Origin of the sequence: Tropicimonas sp. (assembly GCF_047971885.1) — a bacterium.
Lineage (GTDB): Bacteria > Pseudomonadota > Alphaproteobacteria > Rhodobacterales > Rhodobacteraceae > Tropicimonas.
The window spans coordinates 78,403-100,700 of sequence record NZ_JBKEAE010000124.1 but is presented as its reverse complement, the minus strand read 5'-3'; the positions used below and the strand labels follow the sequence as shown (position 1 = coordinate 100,700).

The 22,298-nt window shown below is 63.7% G+C and carries 20 protein-coding genes and 4 pseudogenes; 11 read left to right on the top strand and 13 right to left on the bottom strand.

The features are described from left to right. Window positions 1–41 precede the first annotated feature (41 nt). Window positions 42–281 (bottom strand): annotated as a pseudogene (locus ACK5IR_RS10670) (IS5/IS1182 family transposase); the annotation flags it as partial. A gap of 161 nt (window positions 282–442) precedes the next feature. Here ACK5IR_RS10670 and ACK5IR_RS10665 point away from each other — a divergent pair. The 6 genes and pseudogenes from ACK5IR_RS10665 to trbF all read left to right on the top strand — a co-directional run. Beyond that, window positions 443–1,030 (top strand): annotated as a pseudogene (locus tag ACK5IR_RS10665) (strawberry notch-like NTP hydrolase domain-containing protein); the annotation flags it as partial. Window positions 1,031–1,061: 31 nt separating this feature from the next. Further along, window positions 1,062–2,039: pseudogene (locus tag ACK5IR_RS10660) on the top strand (strawberry notch C-terminal domain-containing protein); the annotation flags it as partial. Window positions 2,040–2,364: 325 nt separating this feature from the next. Further along, window positions 2,365–2,625, top strand: coding sequence for an antitoxin (locus tag ACK5IR_RS10655; RefSeq protein WP_416928680.1), 261 nt, complete (start codon window positions 2,365–2,367; stop codon window positions 2,623–2,625). Next, complete coding sequence (locus tag ACK5IR_RS10650; RefSeq protein ID WP_416928678.1) at window positions 2,622–3,029, top strand: type II toxin-antitoxin system VapC family toxin; 408 nt, start codon at window positions 2,622–2,624, stop codon at window positions 3,027–3,029. The genes ACK5IR_RS10655 and ACK5IR_RS10650 overlap by 4 nt, the downstream gene beginning before the upstream one ends. A gap of 367 nt (window positions 3,030–3,396) precedes the next feature. Beyond that, window positions 3,397–4,755, top strand: coding sequence for a P-type conjugative transfer protein TrbL (gene trbL, locus ACK5IR_RS10645; protein ID WP_416928676.1), 1,359 nt, complete (start codon window positions 3,397–3,399; stop codon window positions 4,753–4,755). Continuing rightward, a pseudogene (trbF, locus tag ACK5IR_RS10640) lies at window positions 4,752–5,162 on the top strand (conjugal transfer protein TrbF); the annotation flags it as partial. The gene trbL and the pseudogene trbF, both read left to right, overlap by 4 nt. Here the strand turns inward: trbF and ACK5IR_RS10635 are convergent. From ACK5IR_RS10635 to ACK5IR_RS10585, 11 genes are all read right to left on the bottom strand, one after another. Further along, entirely contained in the window at window positions 5,155–6,012 is an 858-nt protein-coding gene (locus tag ACK5IR_RS10635; RefSeq protein ID WP_416928690.1) for a Gfo/Idh/MocA family oxidoreductase, read from the bottom strand. The pseudogene trbF and the gene ACK5IR_RS10635 sit on opposite strands and share 8 nt — an antisense overlap. 155 nt (window positions 6,013–6,167) lie before the next feature. After that, window positions 6,168–7,337, bottom strand: coding sequence for a Gfo/Idh/MocA family protein (locus ACK5IR_RS10630; RefSeq protein ID WP_416928674.1), 1,170 nt, complete (start codon window positions 7,335–7,337; stop codon window positions 6,168–6,170). A 37-nt stretch (window positions 7,338–7,374) separates the two neighbouring features. Beyond that, the gene (gene iolE / locus ACK5IR_RS10625; RefSeq protein ID WP_416928672.1) at window positions 7,375–8,301 is read right to left on the bottom strand and encodes a myo-inosose-2 dehydratase; all 927 of its coding nucleotides are present in this window, start codon (window positions 8,299–8,301) and stop codon (window positions 7,375–7,377) included. A gap of 75 nt (window positions 8,302–8,376) precedes the next feature. Beyond that, the gene (locus ACK5IR_RS10620) at window positions 8,377–9,180 is read right to left on the bottom strand and encodes an HpcH/HpaI aldolase family protein (RefSeq protein ID WP_416928670.1); all 804 of its coding nucleotides are present in this window, start codon (window positions 9,178–9,180) and stop codon (window positions 8,377–8,379) included. After that, window positions 9,143–10,990 carry a 3D-(3,5/4)-trihydroxycyclohexane-1,2-dione acylhydrolase (decyclizing) gene (iolD, locus tag ACK5IR_RS10615; protein WP_416928668.1) on the bottom strand — a complete coding sequence of 616 codons (1,848 nt, stop codon included), beginning with the start codon at window positions 10,988–10,990 and terminating at the stop codon, window positions 9,143–9,145. The genes ACK5IR_RS10620 and iolD overlap by 38 nt, the downstream gene beginning before the upstream one ends. 26 nt (window positions 10,991–11,016) lie before the next feature. Continuing rightward, a complete protein-coding gene (locus ACK5IR_RS10610) occupies window positions 11,017–11,751 on the bottom strand; it encodes an ATP-binding cassette domain-containing protein (protein ID WP_416928666.1) in 735 nt (244 codons plus the stop codon). Beyond that, on the bottom strand, window positions 11,748–12,761 hold the full coding sequence (locus ACK5IR_RS10605) for an ABC transporter permease (protein ID WP_416928664.1): 1,014 nt from the start codon (window positions 12,759–12,761) through the stop codon (window positions 11,748–11,750). The genes ACK5IR_RS10610 and ACK5IR_RS10605 overlap by 4 nt, the downstream gene beginning before the upstream one ends. Beyond that, the gene (locus tag ACK5IR_RS10600) at window positions 12,758–13,735 is read right to left on the bottom strand and encodes a substrate-binding domain-containing protein (protein WP_416928662.1); all 978 of its coding nucleotides are present in this window, start codon (window positions 13,733–13,735) and stop codon (window positions 12,758–12,760) included. The genes ACK5IR_RS10605 and ACK5IR_RS10600 overlap by 4 nt, the downstream gene beginning before the upstream one ends. Then, window positions 13,732–14,511 carry an SDR family NAD(P)-dependent oxidoreductase gene (locus ACK5IR_RS10595; RefSeq protein WP_416928660.1) on the bottom strand — a complete coding sequence of 260 codons (780 nt, stop codon included), beginning with the start codon at window positions 14,509–14,511 and terminating at the stop codon, window positions 13,732–13,734. Before ACK5IR_RS10595 ends, ACK5IR_RS10600 begins: the two co-directional genes overlap by 4 nt. Beyond that, a complete protein-coding gene (locus tag ACK5IR_RS10590; RefSeq protein WP_416928658.1) occupies window positions 14,508–15,344 on the bottom strand; it encodes an amidohydrolase family protein in 837 nt (278 codons plus the stop codon). The genes ACK5IR_RS10595 and ACK5IR_RS10590 overlap by 4 nt, the downstream gene beginning before the upstream one ends. Continuing rightward, complete coding sequence (locus ACK5IR_RS10585) at window positions 15,341–16,576, bottom strand: mandelate racemase/muconate lactonizing enzyme family protein (protein ID WP_416928656.1); 1,236 nt, start codon at window positions 16,574–16,576, stop codon at window positions 15,341–15,343. The genes ACK5IR_RS10590 and ACK5IR_RS10585 overlap by 4 nt, the downstream gene beginning before the upstream one ends. Window positions 16,577–16,744: 168 nt before the next feature. Between ACK5IR_RS10585 and ACK5IR_RS10580 the strand changes: the two genes are divergently transcribed. Both ACK5IR_RS10580 and ACK5IR_RS10575 read left to right on the top strand, forming a co-directional pair. Beyond that, entirely contained in the window at window positions 16,745–17,431 is a 687-nt protein-coding gene (locus tag ACK5IR_RS10580) for a FadR/GntR family transcriptional regulator (RefSeq protein WP_416928654.1), read from the top strand. Window positions 17,432–18,093: 662 nt separating this feature from the next. Further along, window positions 18,094–18,261: a JAB domain-containing protein gene (locus ACK5IR_RS10575; RefSeq protein WP_416928652.1), complete on the top strand. Its 168-nt coding sequence runs from the start codon at window positions 18,094–18,096 to the stop codon at window positions 18,259–18,261. A gap of 399 nt (window positions 18,262–18,660) precedes the next feature. On the opposite strand, the gene ACK5IR_RS10570 is transcribed toward ACK5IR_RS10575, so the two are convergent. Beyond that, entirely contained in the window at window positions 18,661–19,644 is a 984-nt protein-coding gene (locus ACK5IR_RS10570; RefSeq protein ID WP_416928650.1) for a glycosyltransferase, read from the bottom strand. Window positions 19,645–19,772: 128 nt separating this feature from the next. Here ACK5IR_RS10570 and ACK5IR_RS10565 point away from each other — a divergent pair, with 128 nt between their 5' ends. The 3 genes from ACK5IR_RS10565 (at window position 19,773) to ACK5IR_RS10555 (ending at window position 22,270) form a co-directional block, all read left to right on the top strand. After that, window positions 19,773–20,906, top strand: a complete 1,134-nt coding sequence (locus tag ACK5IR_RS10565) for a carboxylate-amine ligase (RefSeq protein WP_416928648.1) — start codon at window positions 19,773–19,775, stop codon at window positions 20,904–20,906. 3 nt (window positions 20,907–20,909) lie between these two features. After that, entirely contained in the window at window positions 20,910–21,581 is a 672-nt protein-coding gene (locus ACK5IR_RS10560; RefSeq protein WP_416928646.1) for a DUF2161 domain-containing phosphodiesterase, read from the top strand. A gap of 104 nt (window positions 21,582–21,685) precedes the next feature. After that, window positions 21,686–22,270: a L,D-transpeptidase gene (locus ACK5IR_RS10555; protein WP_416928644.1), complete on the top strand. Its 585-nt coding sequence runs from the start codon at window positions 21,686–21,688 to the stop codon at window positions 22,268–22,270. Window positions 22,271–22,298 lie beyond the last annotated feature (28 nt).

Sequence of the window (22,298 nt, the reverse complement as noted above, 5' to 3'; positions counted from 1 at the left end):
AAATCGGCTGATGGTCGGGGTTCGCCTTTCCCCGGACAGACTTATCCCACAGGCTCTGTGACAGGTATGCCGAGCACGGTGTAGCCGTTCAGGACGGCGATGCGGACCTGGAGTTCGGCGACCTGACGATCGAAGTCCCGCGCCATGAGCCGCTGGCCCAGAAGTCTGACACAATGCATCTTCGTCTCGACGCGGCTCCAGCGGTGGTATCCACTCCATCGTCGCCACCGGGCACGGCCGAGATACCTGGACGCCCGCAGGGTCTCGTTGCGCGCAGCCGCGACGAGCGGATCGTATGGTGGCGTCACGTTAAGACCACGGCGTAAGAGGGAGAGGAAGGCCGGAAGGGATCGAGTCCGTGCGGTCGAGAGAGAGCGCCGGCGGGCTCATATCCCTTCCGCTCTCCCGAGGTTCCCACCATGTCCATGATTTCCGCAACCGCATGCAGGAGCGTGGTCGCGTTGCCTTCTCGGCCGCGATCGACGGTTCCGTCTATGCCAAGCACGGCACCACGGTCGCAACGCGCCTCACCGTTATCGACAAGCTGCCGGCCGACGATCCCGCCACCTTCCCGGCTGCTCCCGGCGTCGCGCCGGATGTCGCCACGCTGATGGGCTGGGTGACGGAACAGGTTCCGGCCCGTCTCCCCGTCGAACTTCCCGGCCTACCTGCGGCTTCGTCCACGCCCCGCACCGTGCGCGGCTATATCAGCCGCAACGCCAAGATCGCGCGCCCCGTCGCGCCCGCCGAGCCCGAGGCCGCGCCTCTCGACTACGAGACGCAGGATTGGCAGGCGGCCGAAGGCGTTCACATCAGCGATGCCATCTACGAGGATTACGGTCTTCAGGTCATCCGTATTCCCGGCGCCCAGGCTCATCCGACCCAGCTCGTGCAGTCGGCGGCCATGGCGAGCGTTGCACCGCCCAAGCCGAGCTATCGCCCGCTCCTGCCGAGGACGATCCATCGCCTGCTCTCGGACGCGCAGCTTGAAACGGTGATCTATGCCGGCGAAGCCCATTCAAACCACATCCCCGGCGCCTGGACCGTGGACGAGACGTTCGATGCGCGTCCACTATCTGCTCGAAGCCGGCTGGAAGGCGGACACCGCCATCCAAGGGCTCGGCCGCACGCACCGGACCAATCAGAAGCAGCCGCCGTTATTCCGACCGATCTCGACCGATGTGAAGTCCGAGAAGCGATTCCTCTCGACCATCGCCCGACGGCTCGACACGCTGGGCGCGATCACGCGCGGCCAGCGGCAGACCGGGGGTCAAGGGCTGTTCCGGCCCGAGGACAATCTGGAATCGCACTACGCGCGCGACGCTCTGCGCCAACTCTATCTCCTGCTTGTGCGCGGCAAGGTCGAGGGATGCTCGCTTGAACGCTTCCAGGCCGCCACTGGCCTCAAGCTCATGGACGACAACGGCATCAAGGATGAGCTGCCGCCGATCACGATGTTTTTAAACCGCCTCCTGGCGCTCACGATCGAGCTTCAGGGCGTCCTCTTCACGGTGTTCGAGCAGCTCCTGACGGCCCGCATCGAGGGCGCTATCGCGTCCGGCACCTATGACGCGGGGCTGGAAACGCTGCGCGCGGAGAGCTTCGTCGTGACCGACCGGCGGACGATCTATACCCATCCGCGAACAGGTGCCGAAACCCGCCTGCTGACCATCGCAGAGCGCAAGCGCAACCGGCCTGTCTCGCTCGACGCCGCTCTTGCCGAACTTGCCGATCCGCGAGCCCGGCTCCTCATCAACGAACAGTCGGGCCGAGCCGCCGTGCAGATTCCGACCACCGCCATCATGCTCGACGATGGCGAGGTCGACCGCCGCGTTCGGCTGATCCGGCCGATGGAAGCACACAACATCCCCATCCGCCTGATGGGCGGGACGCATTGGGTCGAGGCAGACCGGCACGCTTTCGCCTCGGCCTGGAACGCCGAGTTGGCCGACGTGCCGGAGTTTTCCGAAGGCGTCCTGCATATGGTGACGGGGCTGCTCCTGCCGATCTGGCGGCGGCTGCCCAACGACTCCACCCGACGGCTCGATCGCCTGTCGCGCCAGACTGCGCGGCTCGAACGCGACGTCCGGCTGACGGCGGACACACTGGCGCTGTTTATCCGCCACTGGCTGACGACGACGCCGCCGCTTCCATCGGATGCCCATGCGGTAGCCCAGGCCAAGGGCAAGGAGCGGTTCGAGGGTTTCGTCCAGACGCTCGGTATGCGGCTCCAGCAGGGCAGCAGCTTCCTGAGCGAGATCCCCGATGACATTTCCCCGCGTAAAGAAGATGGCGATGCGTGACCATGCTTGCGCAACCTCGATCCGACACGTATATACGTCTCCGTTTATACGGGAGGCCGCCATGCCCCACATCGCCAAAATCTTCCAATCCGGCAATTCGCAGGCCGTCCGCTTGCCGAAGGATTTCCGCTTCGACGTCGAGGAGGTCGAGGTGTCGCGCGAAGGCGACGCGGTGATCCTGCGTCCCAGGCCCGACCAGGGCAGGCGCTGGGCCTCGCTCCATGCCGCTGTCGAGCGCGGCTTGAGCGCGGACTTCATGGCCGAGGGCCGCGACCAGCCGCAGGACCAGATGCGGCCCGAACTCGACCAGGCGTTCCGGTGACGATCCGTCTCCTCGATACCAATGCTGTGATCTCGCTGCTGGCGAGGCGCTCCGAAGCCTTGCTGCGCCGGGTCGAGGCGTCCGAACCTGGCTCGCTCGCCGTTTCGTCCGTGGTCGCCCATGAACTCTATTTCGGCGCCTATCGTAGTGAGAAGATCGCGTTCAACCTCGAAACGCTCCGGCTCTTATTCGCCGACCTTGCCATCCTCGACTTCGATCGGGAGGACGCGCGCGTTGCCGGCGAAATCCGGGCCGAGCTGAAACGGCGCGGCACCCCGATCGGTCCCTACGATACGTTAATCGCCGGACAGGCCATGGCGCGCGACCTCATCCTCGTCACCAACAATGTCGGTGAGTTTTCGCGGATAGCCGGATTGCGGGTCGAGGATTGGTCCCTGGCCTGATTTCCTCCCCGGCGCGGGCTCGCGCAGCAGGAACGCCATCGCTGAACGACGAGACTGATTCGCTTCAGGCTGCCCGATTTGATGCTGCCGCCCGAAGCCGATTCCGCCGTGCGCCTGTATTATCTCGCTGCACTACTACTACGACCGAAACTTGTTGAATCAGGCCGTTTGGCCGTTCTTTTAGTCGTCCCCATCCGGGGACCGCCTTCGCCCTCATCCCCGGAAATGGGGACGAGATGGTTGGCCAAAATCGCAAACAGGCAACGATGGAACGCGGCGCACGTATGCTCCGCACCGCGCTCGGGCCTGCCATCTCGGACCTGTTGCGCGATCCATCCATCGTCGAGGTGATGCTGAACCCCGAGCCATGGGCGGCACCGGCGTCATTGACAACTTCCTCGGTATCTTCACGAGCTACATCGATGCCGGCTTCGGTCTGCTCGGTAGTGAAGTCGGCTTTATTGCGACGACGTTGATCGTGATCGACATCACGCTCGCTGCCCTCTTCTGGGCCTGGGGCGCCGACGACGACATCATCGCGCGTCTGGTGAAGAAGACGCTGTTCGTCGGCGTCTTCGCCTACATCATTTCCAACTGGAACAATCTCGCCCGCATCGTCTTCGAGTCGTCCGCCGGTCTCGGGCTCATGGCTTCCGGCACCGGCTTTTCGACCGCCGATCTCCTGCGCCCCGGCCGCGTCGCGCAGACCGGCCTCGATGCCGGCCGACCGCTGCTCGAATCCATTTCCGATCTCATGGGCTGGATCGCGGTCTTCGAGAACCTCGTGCAGTTCCTGTGCCTGTTCTTCGCCTGGGCGCTTGTGATCCTCGCCTTCTTCATTTTGGCCATCCAGTTGTTTGTCACTTTGATTGAATTCAAGCTGACCACACTGGCCGGCTTCGTCCTCATCCCCTTCGGCCTCTGGGGCAAGTCCGCCTTCATGGCCGAGCGTGTCCTGGGCAATGTCGTCTCTTCCGGCATCAAGGTGCTGGTTCTCGCGGTCATCATCGGAATCGGCTCGACGCTGTTCGGCCAGTTCACCGCCGGCTTCGGCGGCGCGACCCCGACCATCGACGACGCAATGGCCATCGTCCTTGCCGCTCTCTCCCTTCTCGGCCTCGGCATCTTCGGCCCCGGCATTGCCACCGGCCTAGTCTCGGGCGGCCCGCAACTCAGCGCCGGCGCTGCCATCGGCACCGGCCTCGCCGTCGGCGGCGCAGCGATCGCGGCCGGGGGCGCAACTATGCTCGCCGCGCGCGGCGGCGGCGCGGCCCTTTCCGGCGGCGCTGCCCTGGCGCGCGGCGGCGCATCGGCCGCCGGCGCGGCCTCCTCTGCCTACACGCTCGGCTCCATGGGCGAATCCGGCGCAGCAGGCGTCGCGGCTGGTCTCGGCGGCCTTGCCCGCGCCGGTGGCGCCGCCGCCATCTCCCCTCTGAAACGCGCCGTCTCTCGCGCCACCGAAAGCCTCAAGTCCAGCCATGCGGCTGGCATCAAGGGCGGGTTCGAGACGACCGGCGGCAGCTCGACCATGGGAACGATCGGCGGTGGCGCTGCGCCCGCGCCTGCAAGCACATCTTCGCCCGATGGTCCGCCGGCCTGGGCGAAGCGCATGCGCCACAGCCAGGCCATGAGCCATGGCGTCACCGCCGCCGCCCACGCAGTCCGCGCCGGTGACAGCCACGGCGGCGGCTCATCCATCAGCCTATCGGAAAGCGACCGCTCATGAACATCTTCAAGCGCCCCACCACCCATTACGGCAAGACACCGGAACCCGTCACGCCCTATCAGCGGGCGGCCCAGGTCTGGGACGAGCGTATCGGCTCGGCCCGCAACTGGCGTTTCATGGCCTTCGGCTGCCTGATCCTCGCGGGCGGATTCGCCTCGGCCCTGGTCTGGCAATCGGCGCGTGGCACCGTCGTTCCCTGGGTGGTCGAGATCGACAGCCATGGCGAAGCCCGCGCCGTCGAGCCCGCCGTTGCCGACTATCGGCCCACCGACCCGCAAGTGGCCTGGCATCTCGCCCGCTTCGTCGAGCAGGTCCGCGGCCTGCCCTCCGATCCTATCGTTCTACGGCAAGCATGGCTGCGCGCCTATGAGTTCACCACGGACCGAGGCGCGGTGTCGCTCAACGAATAAAGGCGCGGATCTCGGCCGTATAGCTTGGCCCGTACCGCTCCATGTAGAATTCAAGGATGGGGGCATCGGTGCCCGGCGCTTCCTTGGTGAAGCTGCGAAAGCCGGACTGGCGGGGATTGTCTGACATCACCATGCCCGTGGCCCCGAACGCCTCGATCTGCTGGTCGAAACCGTAGGCGCAGCGGCGGGAATTGAGGATAGTGATGATCGTGCCATCCGCCGCCAGCATCGTCACCGATGCGGTGTCAATGTCGCCGAGCTTACCGAGCTCGGGATCGACAACCGAAGAACCGTGCGCCGTTACGCTGGAGATGTCCTTGCCGACGATTGAGCGCGCCATGTCGAAATCATGGATCATCATATCGCGGAACAGACCGCCGGAGCGCGGGATGTAATCGAGCGGCGGCGGGAACGGATCACGGCTGGTAATGGTCACCTGCTCCAGGCGGCCTATCTTGCCGGATTGCACGGCCTCCCTCACCGAGGCGTGGCCACGGTCGAAGCGGCGATTGAAGGCGAGGAACACTTTCCTAGCAGCGGCCTCACCAACGGTCGCCACGAATTCAAGGCTTTGCTTGTAGCTCGGTGCCAGCGGCTTCTCGCACATGGCGGGCTTGCCGGCCTTGACGGCTTCATACAGCAGCTCGACATGCGTGTCCGAGGTCGTCGCGATGAGAACCGCGTCCACATCCGCTATCGCTTCCGCTGCTGTAGCGCAGACTTTCGCACCAGTGTCTTCCGCAAGCGCCTCCGCCGCTGCCGACACCGGGTCGAAAATTGTTGCAACCCGTGCTCCAGCGTTAACAATTGAGGCCGCATGGACCTTTGCCATGCGCCCGGCGCCCATAAGTGCAATTCCCGTCATCTAATTTCTCCTTTCGCGATTCGGCACCTGCCGCCCGCCCTGTTGTTCTCGACCTCGGCGGAGCCTGGGCTGCGAATTGGCCCGCCAGTGAATTCGACGTCGTGATGGTCAATGCCATCCCGACACCATGGCGTTGGCTACGGCCTTACTGGCCCCGCGACCTTTTCCCATCGGCCCGACGACACGCTATCAAGTGCTGCCTGCACGACGGCGATAGCGCTGCGCCCCTCCTCGGCGGATGGCGCGATCTGGGTGTCCTCGATCACCGAGCGGACAAATTGGTAAGCCTCGATGGTCTTGAGGTCATCGAACCCCATCGACAGGCCAATGCCGGGCTGGAAGCGCCCAAACTCGCCCTGCCCCGGCGCGGCCCGCACCGTCCGGTAGCCAGCCTCCTGGCGCATGGCCAATTGGAGCTCGTTCATGTAGTGGAAATTCCACCGTACCGACCCTTCGGTCCCGTAGATTTCGATCGTATATTCCGCGTGCGGCCCAACATGGGCGCGGGACGCCTCGATCGTGCCGACGGCTCCTTCGGCAAAGCGCGCCAGCAGCGCCGCATAGTCGTCCGTTTCAACCGTACCCCGTGGACCTTCAGTTCCGCCTTTGGCGAAAGCTACCGCACCTTGCGTGGCGGGGAGCGGGCGCTCCTTGATGAAGATTTCTGTCAGCGCGGTTACTTCTGAAACTGGACCGACGATATATTGGGCTAGGTCGACGGCATGCGACATGAGATCGGACAGAACGCCGGGGCCGGACTGTGCCTGGATAAAACGCCACGACAATGCCGTATCCGGATCCGCCGCATAGTCGGCAAGAAAAGCAGCTCTAACGCTGTTTATGCGTCCCAGCGCGCCGGACCGGACCAGATCACGGGCGTGTTGCAGGGAGGGAACATGACGGTAGTTGAAGCCAACCGCCGTCTTCACGCCCGCCTCGGCCGCAGCCGAGGCGATCGCCTGGGACTCGGCCAAGGACCGCCCCATGGGCTTCTCGATCCAAAAATGCTTGCCGGCCTTGGCTGCCGCGACGGCGATCTCGTGATGCAGGAAGTTCGGAGAGCAGATCGAGACGACATCGACATCCGGGTTGGCCAGCACATCGCGGTAGTCGGATGCCGCCGAGCGATAGCCCAGCCTGTCGACCGCATAACGGGCACTGGATTCAACGGGATCGGCCGCCACGACCAGATCGACATCAACATCCAGTTCCGGGAAGAATTCACAAATGCCCCGATATCCGCGCGTGTGCAGCCTTCCCATCCAGCCGACCGAGATAAGTCCAACACCAATTCGAGAGGTTGTCATGGTTTTCGCTTCCGTAGCTGAGAGTGTGCAGCCGATGTCAGGCTGTGGGTTTGGAGGCGGCGAAAAGTCCGCTCACGTAGTCAAAGGCCCGCCTGACCGTGGGCGCAGGAATGGCAACGGTGGGATCCTGTTCAGCTTCAACCACCATCCAGCCTTGGTAGCCGCTGTCGCTGACGAAGCGGCGGAGTGGCTCGAAGTCGATGACGCCATCCCCAGGAACGGTGAACATGCCCGCGCGCACGCTGGCATTGAAACTGAGATCCTGAGTGCGGACCCTTTCGAGTATATCGGACCGCACATCCTTGAGATGGATGTGGTTGATGCGACTGGCGAACCGCTCGATCATGCTGAAATAGTCGAAGCCGCCGGCATAGGCGTGTCCCGTATCGAGCAGCAGGCCGGCAGACGGCGCCTGGTCGAACAGGCTGGAAATTTCATCCCAGGTTTCCGCCACCATCATCAGATGATGGTGGTAGGCAAGTTCCAATCCATATTGACCGAGCAGCCATCTGCTGAACTCATCGAGGCGGGCGGCATAGTCCCGCATATCTGAGGGGTCCAATTTCACCCGTTTCGACATCGAAGCGTCCAGCGGCGCATGCGGGAACATCGACCCCGTCTCGCCATAAACCATGACCGCGGCTCCCATGTCCGCGAGGAGCCTAGCATGAGCGGCCACTGCGACCTGCTCCTCGGCGACCGGCCGATCGGCCAGAAGCCCAGAATACCAGCCGGAGATCAGCTCCAGCCCATGTTCGCCCAGCACTTTCCTAAGCGTGGCCGGATCGCGCGGAAACTTGCGGCCCAGTTCCATGCCCTGAAAACCCGCGCCGGCGGCTTCCGCAAGGCAAGTCTCAAGCGTAATGTCCGCCCCAAGATCCTCAAGGACCTCGTTGGTCCAACTAAGCGGGCTGACGCCCAGCTTCACACCGTCGGGCAGGGCTTTGTTTTTAAATTGCGGCATTGCTTTTTTCCTATGACCGAGTGGTGGCGGCCGGCTGCATCGTGGTCGCGCGTGCAGCTTCGTCGCAGCGGCTAATCATTGCTTTATTCCTTCAATGAGCCCGGTGCTTTCACGCGCCAAAATCCATGTGTCGGCTCCCACCGCCACGAAAGTAGCACCCTGCTCGAACAGGCTCTTCGCGGGCTCCACACCATAGCCAAGGGCACCCGCACCACACCCGGCCGCACGGATGCGGCCGAGCCCATCGCGGATGGCCTGCCTCACCTCGGGCACGCCTCCCTTGCCGGCGAATCCCATCGCAGCGGCCAGATCTCCAGGCCCGATAAAGATGGCGTCGACACCTTCCACCGCCGCAATCGCCTCAATGTTGGCGAGCGCGGTCGGCGTTTCCGCCTGGACGATCACGCATATGTCGTCGTGCTGGCGTGCAAGGTATCCGTCGGCATTCCGGCCATAGCCCGTGGCCCTGACAACGCCGGAGATGCCACGGACACCATGGGGCGGATAGCGCGTCCAGGCGACAGCCTCCCGAGCCTGCTCCGGCGTATCGATCATCGGGAACATCAGCGAGCGAACACCAACATCGAGGAGGCGCTTCGCGACAGCTCGATTTGCTTCCGGCGGGCGTACGACGACCGGGCAGGCGCTGCCGACTGCACGAAGCTGATCGGCAATCGACGCAACCTCGTTTGGTGCATGTTCCATGTCGAGGAGCAGCCAGTCCGCCCCGGAAAGAGCCAGTATCTCCGCCGATGCGGGCGAGCAGAGGCTGACCCAGAAGCCTGCCATCTGCCGCTGCTGTGCTAGACCTTGTTTGAAGGCGTTGCCGGGGGTCAGCATTTCAAACCCCATATCTTTGGCGCTTGCGCGCTTCAGCATGTTCGCCGCGGGCCGCACGGATTTCGGCTCTTTCGCTGACTTCGGGAACGCCCACGTCCCACCAGGCATCGCCGGGAACCCATTTGTCAGGCGCGACCTTGATCGAGATAACCGTCGTCCGCGTTTGTTCGCGCGCCCATGTCAGCGCGTCCTCCAGTTCGATCAGGCTTTCTACCGTGCGGCTCGCCGCACCCATGGCCGCCGCATGGGCAGCGAAGTCGACCGCAAAGGGCTCCTTGACGCGGCAGTCTGCGATCAGATTATTGAACGGCTTGTTGCCCTTGCCAGTTTGCAGCCGGTTGATGACCGCATAGCCGCCATTGTCGCAGACGATGACCGTCATCTTGTGTCCGGCAAGAACGGCTGAGTAGATGTCGGAATTCATCATCATGTAGGAGCCGTCGCCCAGCATAACGAAGACCTCGCCGTCCTCCCTCGCCATGGCCGCGCCCCAGCCGCCGGCAAGTTCGTAACCCATGGTGGAGGAGCCCATCTCGCAATCGAAACCGTAGATGCCCTTGCAGCGCCAGCCCTTGGTCAGTTCGCCCACGATGCCGCCGGCGGAGGTCAGAACCATGTCCTCCGGCTGCGAAAGCCGGTTCACGACGCCGACAACCTGGGCGTAGGAGGGCACGAGCGAATTGTCAGCCGCCTGGTGGCGGTCGACCAACGCATCCCATTCCGCCGTCAGTTGCCGACCTTGCTCCAGCCAGGAGGGATCGGCAGCCCAGCCGCCGAGCGCCGCGTCGATTTCAATAAGCGTCTCGCGTGCATCGCCGACCACAGGGAGGGCGCGATGCTTGACGGCGTCGAAGCGGGCCGTATTGATGGCGACGATCTGCGCCTCCGGGGAAAAGACGGTCCACGAGCCGGTGATGAAATCTTGAAGCCGGGTCCCGATGGCAAGCACCAGGTCAGCGTCGCCCGCCATTCCATTGGCCGACGAGGAGCCAAGCACGCCGATCAGGCCGAGGCCGAGCGGATCGCCATGGATCATCGTTCCCTTGCCGGCAATCGTCTCCGTGACCGGAATGCCGCGGCGCCGGGCGAAGTCCATAACCTCCGCCTCTGCCAGCGAATAGCGCACGCCACCTCCGGCAATGATAAGCGGGCGCTTCGCAGCGCTGAGCGCTGCAACGGCGTCGGCTACGGCGGCGCGGTCGGGCCTTGGCCGGGCGATGCGGTGCACGGTCCGCACGAAGAATGCCTCGGGATAGTCGAAGGCCAGTTCCTGCGTATCTTGGCATAGGCCGATGAAAGCGGGGCCGCAGGTTGCCGGATCGAGCATGGTGGCCACCGCCTGGGGCAGCGAGTTCAAGATCTGACCGGGATGAGTGATCCGATCCCAATAGCGTGAAACAGGTTTGAAGCCATCGTTCACAGTGAGGGTGGGATCTCCAAAATTCTCCACTTGCTGAAGCACTGGATCGGGGCGCCGCCCGGCAAATACGTCGCCGGCGAGAAGCAAAAGGGGAAGACGGTTTGAATGCGCCGCCGCCGCCGCCGTTATCATGTTCGTGGCTCCCGGCCCGATGGACGAGGCGGCGACCATAATTTGCCGGCGCCGCTTGGCCTTGGCATAGGCGATGGCGGCCATCGTCATCGATTGTTCATTCTGCCCACGCCAAGTGGGCAGAGCCTCACCGGCGGCCTCCAGCGCTTCGCCCAGGCAAGTGACATTGCCGTGCCCAAAAATGGCGAAGCATCCTGCAAACAGAGGCCGCTCGACGCCATCGTCGTCGATGAACTGGCTACAAAGATATCGGACCAGGGCCTGTGCCATGGTAAGTCTGACTGTGGTCTGAGCCATATCTCTTCCTCCCCAGAAAACGCTGGTTACAAAATGTCGTGAATTTCTTCGATCGAGGTGGCGTCGACGGGCTTGTCGAGAACGATCTCGCCCCGCGCCATGCCCACTACCCGATGGCAGCTTTCAAACACGTGATGTAGATTGTGGCTGATGAAGATGCCGCATTTGCCCTGTCCGCGCAGCGTCTGCACGAAGGCGATGACCTTGTCCGTCTCCTTGACGGAGAGGTGGTTCGTTGGCTCGTCGAGGATGATCATCTTGGAGCGGAAATACATCGCGCGGGCAATCGCGACCCCCTGGCGCTGCCCGCCCGACAACTCTCCCACCAAGGCATCGGGCGAGCGCAGATGCAGCCCGACCTCAGCCAGGGCCGCCGCCGCATCCGCGGCCATACGGCTGGAATCGAGCGGTCCAAGACCCAGGATCGACCAGGCGAGCGGCTCGCGGCCGACAAACAGGTTCCGCGCCACCGACATAGTGGGCACCGTCGAATTGTCTTGATAGATCGTCTCGATGCCCAATGCGCGGGCATCGGCGGGCTTGCGGATACGCACCGCCTGTCCGCCGATGCGGATCGTACCCGCATCCGCCTGCTGCTTGCCCGACAGGATGTTGATCAGCGTCGATTTACCCGCGCCATTGTCTCCCACCAGGCCAACCACCTCATTCTCGCGGATGGCAAGCGAAGCCGATTTGAGCGCATCGACCCCACCATAGGATTTGCTGAGGGCGTCGCATTGCAGGAATATCTGGCCGCTCATAACCGGCCTCCCAGCTTCAGTCCCCGCGTCTTGCTGCGCAGCCAGCCATTAGCGATGACCGCGAAGACCGTGAGGAAGCCGATGGCGAATTTGAACCAGTTGGCGTCGATGCGCGTCAATACCATGCCATTGTCGATCGCCCGCACCAACACGGCCCCGACCACGCCGCCAAGCACCGTGCCAATGCCGCCGCTGAGCGCCGCGCCCCCGATCACGGCCGCCGAGATCGCCTGCAATTCCACCCCTTCGCCGATGGACGGATAGGGCGTGCCCAGCCGCAGCACCTGCAGGATGCCGGCAATGCCGGCCAAGAGCGAACAGAGGACGAAGGCGAAGAGCTTCACATTAGCGACAGGAACGCCCATCGCCGCGGCCGCCTCGCGCGATCCGCCCGTCGCGGCGATCCAGTTTCCTAGATTGGAGCGGCCCATCATCCATCCCGCCGCCAGCGCCAGCGCGAGGAACCACACGAAGGACATGCGCAGGATGCTGCCGCTCCACAGCGGTGCCACGAACAACCAGTCTGGTAGGTCCGACGGCAGCACGGGCGGGAAACCGCCGGACAAAACGACGGTGACGGAGCGGGCCATGTACAGCATGCCCAGGGTCACGATGAAGCTCGGAATGCCCGATTTGAGAGTGATGACGCCATTTGCCAGCCCGACCATGGCGGCGGCGAGCAGGCCCAATGCCAGCGCGACAGCCATGGGCATGCCGGCCTCGAGCAGCAGGGCCATGCACATCGGCGCCAGCGCGAAAACAGAGCCGACCGACAGGTCGAACTCGCCCGCGATCATGAGCACGGTCACACCCACGACCACGATGGCAATTTCCGGGGTGAGGGCCGCCAGCCCGCGCAGATTGTCCGCGGACAGGAACGCTCCACCCGACTGAATCTGGAAGAAGGCCAGCAGCAGGACGAGCAGCAGGATGCCCGCCGTCTCCGGCCGCTGGACCAGGCTGGCTGCGAGCGAGCGCGTTGCAGGCGTATGCAACCTTGCGATTGTCAACGCAATCCCTCACGCGAAAGGGCGAGCAGCGCTTCGGCATCCTGGGGATAGACCAGCGCATTGCCGGTGTTGACGTCGGCGGGCGAAAGGCCGGCAGTGTGGGCGAGATAGGCCATCGCTACCGGAAGGAAGCCCTGCATATAGGGCTGCTGGTCGACCTGAACCTGGATGTAGCCGGACTGAAGCTCCTGCACCACCTGCGGCACAAGATCGAAACCGGCGAGGAGGACCTGGCCGGCCCCGATGCCGCGGTCGCGCAGGATGCGGGCAACCGCTGAGTTGTTGTTCACGATGTCGAAATACGCCGTCAGGCCGGGATCGGCGGTCAGGGCGGAGCCCACGCGCTCGGCCGTCACGGCCGGGTCGATGCCGGAATCGATACGCCTCACCGTCATCGCGCGATCAGGATTGGCCGCCTGATAGTCCGCCAGGAACTTTTCGATGCCGGCAGCGCGCTTTTCGGCGAAATTGGCGCCCGGCAGGCTCACGCCGATCAGCACGGTCAACGGACCTTCAGCCGGGAAATGTCGGGAAAGGTCCCTGGCCAGCTCATATCCGGCCGCCACGAAATCCTGCCCGACAAAAGCCTGCCGCGCATTGCCCCGCGCGCCCTCCGTGTCGTCGACATTGGTAGCGATGACGGTGATGCCGCTCTCCCGCGCACGCGCCAGAACCTCGTCATAGGCACGGTCGTCGATGATCGTGGTGATGAGGGCGTCGGGCGCTCGCGAGATGGCCGTCTCCAGATTGGCGACGTGTTCGGGGATCGATCCGTCGGTCTGGGCAAACAACATCTGGCAATCCGCGCCTACCTTGGCGCAGGCATCCTCAAAACCCAACCTGACCGCCTGGAAGAAGGAATTGGTGGCCGAGCCATGAATGGCCAGCACGAGCTTTGGCTCCTCTTGCGCGAGGGCCGGCAGGCTCACCCCGCAAATGGCGGCGAATGCAAGTGCTCTGACTACAGACGTCATGGCGTTTCTCCAGATATTGGTGTCAAGCTCAGGTTTTGAGCCGTGCGACCGCCATCGGCATAAAGGCTTTGGCCGGTGAAATAGCTGGCGTGGTCGCTGAGCAGAAATCCGATACCCGCGGCAATTTCCTCGGCTTCGGCGACGCGGCGCATCGGCGTCCGGGCATGGATCGAATCGAGTGCAGCGGGCTTTTCGTCGAGCAGCGCATCGAGCAATGCCGTGCGCACGGTGCCGGGCGCCATGGCGTTCACGCGAATTCCATAGGGCGCCAGCTCGACCGCTAGCACGCGCGTCAGCTGGGCAATCGCGCCCTTGGAGGTGGCATAGGCAGTATGGGTCGGTGTCGCGATCACAGCATTGATCGAGGACACCAGCACCGCCGAATAGCTGGCCGGCATTTGCCTGGGCTGCTCTGCCCAGAGCCTCGCCACGGCTTGCACGACCCTGAACGTTCCCAGCACGTTGATGTCGAGAATCTCCGCGAACGCAGTGTCATCAAGCGCGAAAAAATCATGATGCCGATCAATACCCGCACTCGTGACCACGCCATCCGGCAGGCCGTGCGCCTCCACCGCGGTTGCAATCAGGGCGTCCACCGCCTGCCGCGAGGAGACATCGCACGGAACATAGAGAGCGCCGTTGGGCAAACCCTCGGGCGATGGGCTGCGGCCCGCAAGCACGAGGCGCGCGCCCCGTTTCGCCAGAAAATGCGCGGAGGCCAAGCCAATTCCGCCGGCGCCGCCCGTGATGATGTAGGACTTGCCTTCAAAGTTCATGCCGCCACCTCCGCAAAGCCGAATAGCTCTGCCGCATTGTCCGCGAAAAGCATCCGTTGCCCGGCCGCTCCCGGTACGATGCGCCGGGCGAGATCGACCAGCGCGCAGTCATCCGGCGCGGGCTGCAAATTGGGATGTGGCCAGTTCGACGCCCACACGACACGATGGGGCGCTTCCGCGGCGAGCCGGCGGGCAAGCCGGGCAACATCCTCATAGTCCGAGCCGCCCGTGCGCGAGGTTTCGTAGAGGCCGGAAAGCTTCACCCAGACGCGGCCCGACGCAACCAGATCAAGCAGGGCCAAGAAAGCGGGGTGATCGGGGGAGACCGGCTCAAGGAATTTGCCGACATGATCGACGACCAGCACGCAGGGCAGTTCGGCAAGCATCTGCGCCCGCCCAGCCAAGTCGCGTCCGTCCAGTTGCAGATGCAATTGCCAGTTTCGGTCCGCCAGACGGGCGGCCAGCCGCGGCAGATCGTCCCATGCATAGATGCCGCCCTGCAACATGAAGGCGCGCAGCCCGACCACCCCCTGTTCCGAAAGGCCATTCCAGAGCGCGTCCGGCGCATCGGCCGGCGTGACGGCGATACCCCGCGCCGCGCGTCCCAGTCCGTCGAGCCCAGCCAACATCACCGAATTATCGGCGCCATAAAGCATCGACTGCACCAGAACGACGCGATCTATGCCGAGCCGGTCCATCACCGCGCGATAAGCCGCCAGCCCCCCCTCGGGCACCGCGAAGGGGGCGTCTTCCCGATGCGGGCCGGAAGCGTAGAGATGCATATGCGAATCCACGCTGCCTACCGGAAGTTTCTGGAACGGCGGCGGTTTCATGAGGCGGCCTTTCCCGAAAGCCGGCGGGCGAGGTCCGTGCGGGCAAGGAAGCGCTCGGAGAGGGCCATTCCGATACCCGGCGCTTCGGAGGGATATACCCGGCCATCCTCGATCCGCGGCACGGCATCGACGATTTCTGCGTAAAATCCCTGCATATGCGCACGCACGGTTTCGCAAATGAGGCCGTGTGGACTGGCCACCAGAAGGTGGACATTCGCCCCCAGCGTAACAGGGCCGGTGCAGTCATGCGGCGCGATGGAGCGGTCGTAAGCCTCGGCGAGATGGGCGACTTTGACCGCCTCGCTGAGCCCACCAATCCAGGCGACATCGAAATTGGCCACGTCGACGCAACGGCGCGCAAATACCTCGCGATACCAAGGCACCGTCCCAAAATTCTCGCTGCCGGCAACCCGGCCTTTCACACGGGATTTGTAGACGGCGATGTCGTCGAAGTTCTGCATCCAGACTGGCTCTTCATGCCAGTAGATGTTCAGATCGCGCAGCGCTTCGGCGATTTCGAGCGCGGCTGGAAGTTTCCACAACCCATGATACTCGATCATGATATCGATACGGTCGCCGACCGCATTGCGGATCTGTTCGATGGGCCAGAGCGCCTTGCGCAATTCATCGGGGCGGATTTCTTGACCACCATTTCTGAGCGCAAAGGGATCGAAGGGCCAAATCTTCATGGCCGTTATGCCCTCCGAAAGCAGCTCCTCGGCCAGCCGGACTGGCTCGAAGACCTGAAGCAGCAGATCATCGAGCGGCGCGATGCTTTCGGGCGCGGTGTCGTCGCGGCTGATCAGTTCCGTGTTGTAATTGTGCCTGATCCTGTTGTTGTACCGCGCTCCGGCACACGTGTTATAAGCTCGAATGCTGTCGTGCACCCGCCCGCCCAGCAGGCGGTAGAGCGGTTGCCCCTGCACCTTCCCGAAGATATCCCACAGCGCCAGGTCCACCGCGGAATTTCCCGAGACCTCCACGCTTCGGCTCGGGAACCCGTTGAAGTGGTTCCCGACGCGCCGCGAGAGATCATGCATGATCGCAACCCGCCGTGACGGATCCTTACCTATAAGGGCCGGGGCCGCCGTCGAATGGACATAGGCAATGACCGCATTAGGATTGCGGAAGGTTTCCCCCAAGCCGACAAGACCCTCGTCGGTGTGCAGTTGCACCCACACAAGGTTACTGGCTTCCTGCATTTGTAGTGTTTCGACGCCGATGATCTTCACGGCCACCTCCCTCAATAGGGCGATTGTGACCAAATGAGAGACTATATGTCAATATCAGATGGATCGTCATTGTGTTGCACCATATTATCATATTGATACTAAATCGTTTTTTTAATTTGACGTAGATCTATTTTTACATATGATTACAAATCAAATGGAGATGCGCCTATGGAATCCCCCCTGGTGATGAACACAGTCGGACAGCTGCGCGACATGCTGGCGGCGCGGCAAATGTCCGGCGACGGCCGCCTTCCGCGGGAGGTGGACATCGCCGCAAATCTCGGCGTTTCCAGGCCCGTTCTCAGGCGCGCGCTGGAAATTCTCAAAGAGGAGGGCTTGATCGAGTCGCGGCGTGGATCGGGAACATTCGTCAAGCGGGCGGGGCCATTACCGCCTGCGGGCTATACCCGCCCTCAAACCATCATGGACATCGAGGACTGCCTGCACTTTCGGGCCGTCGTCGAAAGCGCGGCGGCCGAAGAGGCCGCGCTGAAAGGCGACTTGAAGGGCATAGCGGCCATTGAGGCGGCAGTGGAGGCGTTGGCGCACCTCCCGGCGGAGGACAATGCCGTGGCTGAGGGGGATTTCGCTTTCCACCTGGCGGTGGCGCACGCGACGGGCAACAAATATTATCCGATGACGCTCGAATTCCTGAAGCCGCATATTTCGCTCGGCCTGCAGCTGGGGCGCCAGCTGCGGTCGGCACCACCGAACATCACCTCCCGCCGCGTCATGAAGGAACATCGGGAAATCTTCGCGGCCATCCAATCCGGCAATGGCGCATTGGCGCGCGAGCAGATGAGCAGGCATCTCGCCGCAGGCATAGAGCGAATTTTTGGCAAGCGCAGCTGGTAGGTCGCAAAATCAGTAGTTGCGGGGGTGCAACCGTTTTGCGTTCATATTCTGATGGGCTGCATCCGATCGCAGCCCGCGTGTTGGGCGTGGCGATAGTCACGACCCTCGTCTGCTCTGCCGTTCGCATATCTGAACCGCATGCGAACAGCAGGTCTGTTCCGCATTCTCCGAATCGGCCGCGCAGGGAAAACCGACCGGGAGGATCAACCCCGCCGATGTATATCCGCGATCCCGAAGCCACCCTACTACGATCTTTTTTGGCTTCTCTAACGAGGAAAGCGGCGGTCTATTCACCCGTGCGCCAACGGTATTCGGAGACACGGACTATGACTGAACCAAAATTTCTGACAACAAAGGAAGTCGCTGATCGGTACAGGGGAACCATCTCGATCGGTACGCTGAAGAACTGGAGGTCGCTGCGGATCGGGCCATCCTTTGTGAAACTTGGGAAAACTATCCTCTATCCCATCGAGCACCTCGACCGTTGGGACCAGGAAAACTTCGTGACTTGCGATGCCCCCAAGGGAGGTCGCGCTACCGGGAGGGAGCGAAGCTGATATAGGCAGGAGTTGGTCGGGATTTCCGCACCCAAGCGCAGCCCCCACCAACTCCCAGCCCGACAAATTCCATATAAGTTTCCGTATCTTAGGAAAACAAGGTGGATGATGCACAACCATCCATCTGGCGACCCGTCGCCATCGAACGAGGATATTGAGATGACAGACCGGATCAACGAAGCCTGCCGTGCCATCGGGCTGACGATTCACGATCATGTGGTGATCGGCAAGGAGGAGGATGCGTCCTTCCGCCAGTTCGGGTATCTCGCCTGATACCCATGGCAACGGGAACTGACCGTTCGCGATGTCGGCAATGCGGGACGAAGCTGCCTTTCACGTGAGATGCAAGCCGCGCCGACGCATGGCCGTGGACAGGCGCTCCTGACGGTAGAACGAAGTGCTTTATGCCAGCCACATCCGCCCGCAATATGAACGTTGTACGGTCGTCACCAAAGCGCCTGGCCGCGGGAGCGGCCAGGCGCTGGCGCGGCGGCCTTCGGCCTTGTTCCGCGCCCGGGTGTCTTGCTCTGCCAGAACAGGAAGGGCTCCGCACCACCTTTCGCATGGCGAACGCGGGTCCGTCTTCGGGACCACTGGCATGACCCTCGCCGCCATCCTGGCACCCCGCGCTTCGGCGTACCTGCCGCACCCCCGGGGACCGGCGGTGTCACGTCACAACGCTTCGCTTCCGCCGCCCTGTCCCTCGGTGTGAAACGCCTCGGCATCGGCGGCGTAATGGCGGCTCGATCCGCCGAACGCACCCCGGATTCGCCCTGCGGCAATGCCGAACTTGTGCACCGCCTTTACCACCGCATAGCGGCCGCTGACCGGAACGCTCAGCAGATAGAGCATGCCGTCCACGCTTCGCAGCAGCGCCTGGACCAGGCTCAGCGGACGCGATTTGCGGTTCAGGCGGACACCGTTGACCGACTGGTCGCGCGCGCGCCGGAAGTGATAGCCCAGGGTCAGGCGCTTCTGCGGCGTTGGTTCTTCGACCACCGCGTCGTGTATCCAGCCGATCCGCGCCCCTGCCGCCTTCATGTCGAGGCTGAACCGCGTATCCGAGCCGCCGGTGAACTGCAGCGATTCGTCGAAGCGCACACCGAGCCTGCGCTGCGCCTCAAGCCGCAGACACCAGTTGTTGGTGTAGATGTTCAACTCGCTGTCGTTTCCCTCGGCGGCCGCCTTGCGGCGGATGCGGTTGCGGCTTTCCGATCGCGCCTGAAGATGCGTCAGAACGGCCCGGTTCCACGCCGTCATCCCGCCTTCGGGGGCGACCAGCCGCACCGGTGCGCCGGCGAGATCGAACCTCCCGGCTTCCATGCCGCGCACGAGGTTCACCAGCCAGTCGCCGGTGACGGTTTCGTCGTCGTCGACGAAGGTCAGGTAATCGGCGCCGGCGGCAAGCGCCATGTCGAGCACCCTGTTCCGGCCCATGGGGATCCCGGGGGTCGGTTCAAGCGCGAACCGGACATCTTCGCAAACGCTCGCCCTGAACGCCGCGACCTCGGTCGCGACGCTGCATTCGGTGTCGTTTTCGGCAAGAAGAAAGACGATCTCCACACCCTCGGGGCGCCGCATGGCGGCGAGACTTTCGAGCAGCTGGCCGAACATCTTCGGCCGCCGCCGCGTAATCGCCCCAACTGCAACAAGCATCGCCGTCCTTTCCCTCGCGCTGTCCGGCAAGCTCTACCCCAGTCGTCGTGCCTTTCCAACAATCGCCTTCTTGCGCGCGCGCACCCTTCCTGACACGCTGCGCGGACATCAAGGGGGGAGGACCGCCGATGCCACGCACCGCGCCCGCGCTTTCGCTGGGGGTCGAGGAGGAATACCTGCTCGTCGACAGCGAAACGCTCGAACTGGCCAACGCGCCCGAAGCCCTGATCGAGGAATGCGCCGGGGCGGTTCAGGGGCAGGTGAGCCCCGAGTTCCTGCAATGCCAGATCGAGGTCGGCACCAAGGTCTGCCCGACGGTCGGCGCGGCACGCGACGACCTGAAGAAGCTGCGCGCCTCGGTCGCCCGCTGCGCGGCGCGCCATGGTCTGGCACCGATCGCCGCCTCGTGCCATCCCTTCGCCGACTGGAAACTGCAGCACCACACCGACAGGACGCGCTACAACGAGCTTGAACGCGCGCTGGCCGGGGTGGCGCGGCGGCTGCTGATCTGCGGCATGCATGTCCATATCGGCATCGAAAGCCCGTCGCAGCGCATCGACCTGATGAACCAGCTCAGCTATTTCCTGCCCCATCTGCTGGCGCTGTCGTGTTCCTCGCCCTTCTGGATGGGGCAGGATACCGGGCTTGCCTCGTACCGGCTGACGGTGTTCGACAACCTGCCGCGCACCGGGTTGCCGCCACGGCTCGAATCCTGGGCTGAATTCGAGCGCATGTCGGGTGTCCTAGTCGAGCTTGGCATCATCGAGGACGCCTCGAAAATCTGGTGGGATCTGCGACCCTCGTCGCGTTTTCCGACCGTCGAGACACGCATCTGCGACGTGCCGACGCGGCTCGAGGATTCGTTGACCATCGCCGCCCTGACACAGTGCTTCACCCGCATGCTGTGGCGGCTGTCGGCCAGAAACCAGCGCTGGCGCATCTACGATTCGGTCCTGATCGGCGAAAACCGCTGGCGGGCGCAGCGCTACGGGCTGAACGAAGGAATGATCGATTTCGGCCAGCGCGAGATCGTGGCCTTTTCCGATCTGGCCGAGGAGATCGTCGAACTGCTGGCCGAGGATGCCGAGGCGCTCCAGTGCACCGCCGAGGTCGGGCGCGTGCACGAGATCGTGGCCCGGGGCAACAGCGCCGATGCGCAACGCGCGGTGCGCGAGACCCGGCTGGCGGCCGGCGACAGCCCGCAGGATGCGATGCGCGCCGTGGTCCGGCATCTTATCGAGGCCTTCCACGACGGGCTCTGAGCCATGGCACCGCGCCCGCGCGAGACAGACCTCTATCCGCCCGTCAAGGCGTTGCTCGAATCCCAAGGCTACACGGTCAAGGCCGAGATCGGCGCCGCCGATGTCGTCGCGATGGGCGAGGAGGGCGACGATCCGGTGATCGTGGAACTGAAAGGCACCTTCTCGCTGTCGCTCTTTCATCAGGCGGTCGCCCGGCAGCGGATCAGCGATTCGGTCTATGTCGCCGTTCCGCATAACCGGGGGCGCCGCTTCCAGCGCGCACTCAGGGCGAATGCGGCGCTCTGCCGGCGGCTCGGGCTCGGGCTCATCACGGTGCGGCTGGCGGATGGCCATGTGCAGGTACATCTCGATCCGGCGCCCTTCCGTCCCCGTCCGTCGGCAAAACGCAAGGGGCAGCTTCTGCGTGAATTCGCCCGCCGCGAGGGCGACCCCAACCGGGGCGGCACCGTCCGCAGCGCGCTGGTGACTGCCTATCGCCAGGATGCGATCCGCCTTGCGGCGCATCTTTGCGCACAGGGCCCGGCGAAGGGCAGCGATGTCTCGGCGGCGACGGGCGTCGCGCGGGCGACACGGATGATGGCCGACAATCATCATGGCTGGTTCGAGCGTGTCGGACGCGGCATCTATACCGTGACCCCGGACGGGCGCAAAGCCGTCAGGATGGCCGGCGGCTGAGCCGGCCGCTTCTCACAAGCCCGTGTATGCCGAACCGGCCACTGGACCCCGCACGCGGTTTTTGCGAAATATCTCTCCAGAACAACAGCAACGAGCAGGTTTCCATGTCTTCCAACCCGACCCGCCGCGGCGTACTCGCCGGTTTCGCCGCCGTGCCGATTCTGGCGGCACCCTCGGTCGTGCACGCTTTCGGCGATGCGCTTCCCGTCGAGCGCGAGCAGACCGGCGCGATGCGCAACATTTCGAGCTTCACCCGCCGCAAATGGGAAGACCATTTCGAACAGATCGGCGTCGGCGCGATCGTCTGCGACGTGGCCAGCCGCGCGGTGCATTTCTGGTCTCCGCAGGGCAATTATCACATTTTTCCCTCATCGGTGCCGAAGACCGACGAGCTGACCAAGCGCGGCTATACCGAGGTCGTGCGCAAGAAGGTCGGCCCCGACTGGCGCCCGACCGCCAGCATGCTGGAAACCGATCCCGACCTGCCGCGTTATGTTGGACCGGGGCCCGACAATCCGCTGGGCACCCATGCGATGTATCTCGGTTGGCCCGCCTATCTGATTCACGGTACCCACGACACGCGCAAGATCGGTCGCCCGTCATCGTCGGGCTGTTTCGGTCTGTATAACGAACAGGTGGCCAGCCTTTTCCCGATGGTCGAGATCGGCACCCAGGTTCGCGTCATCTGACCGAGCCCTTGCGGACGAACTGAATGTG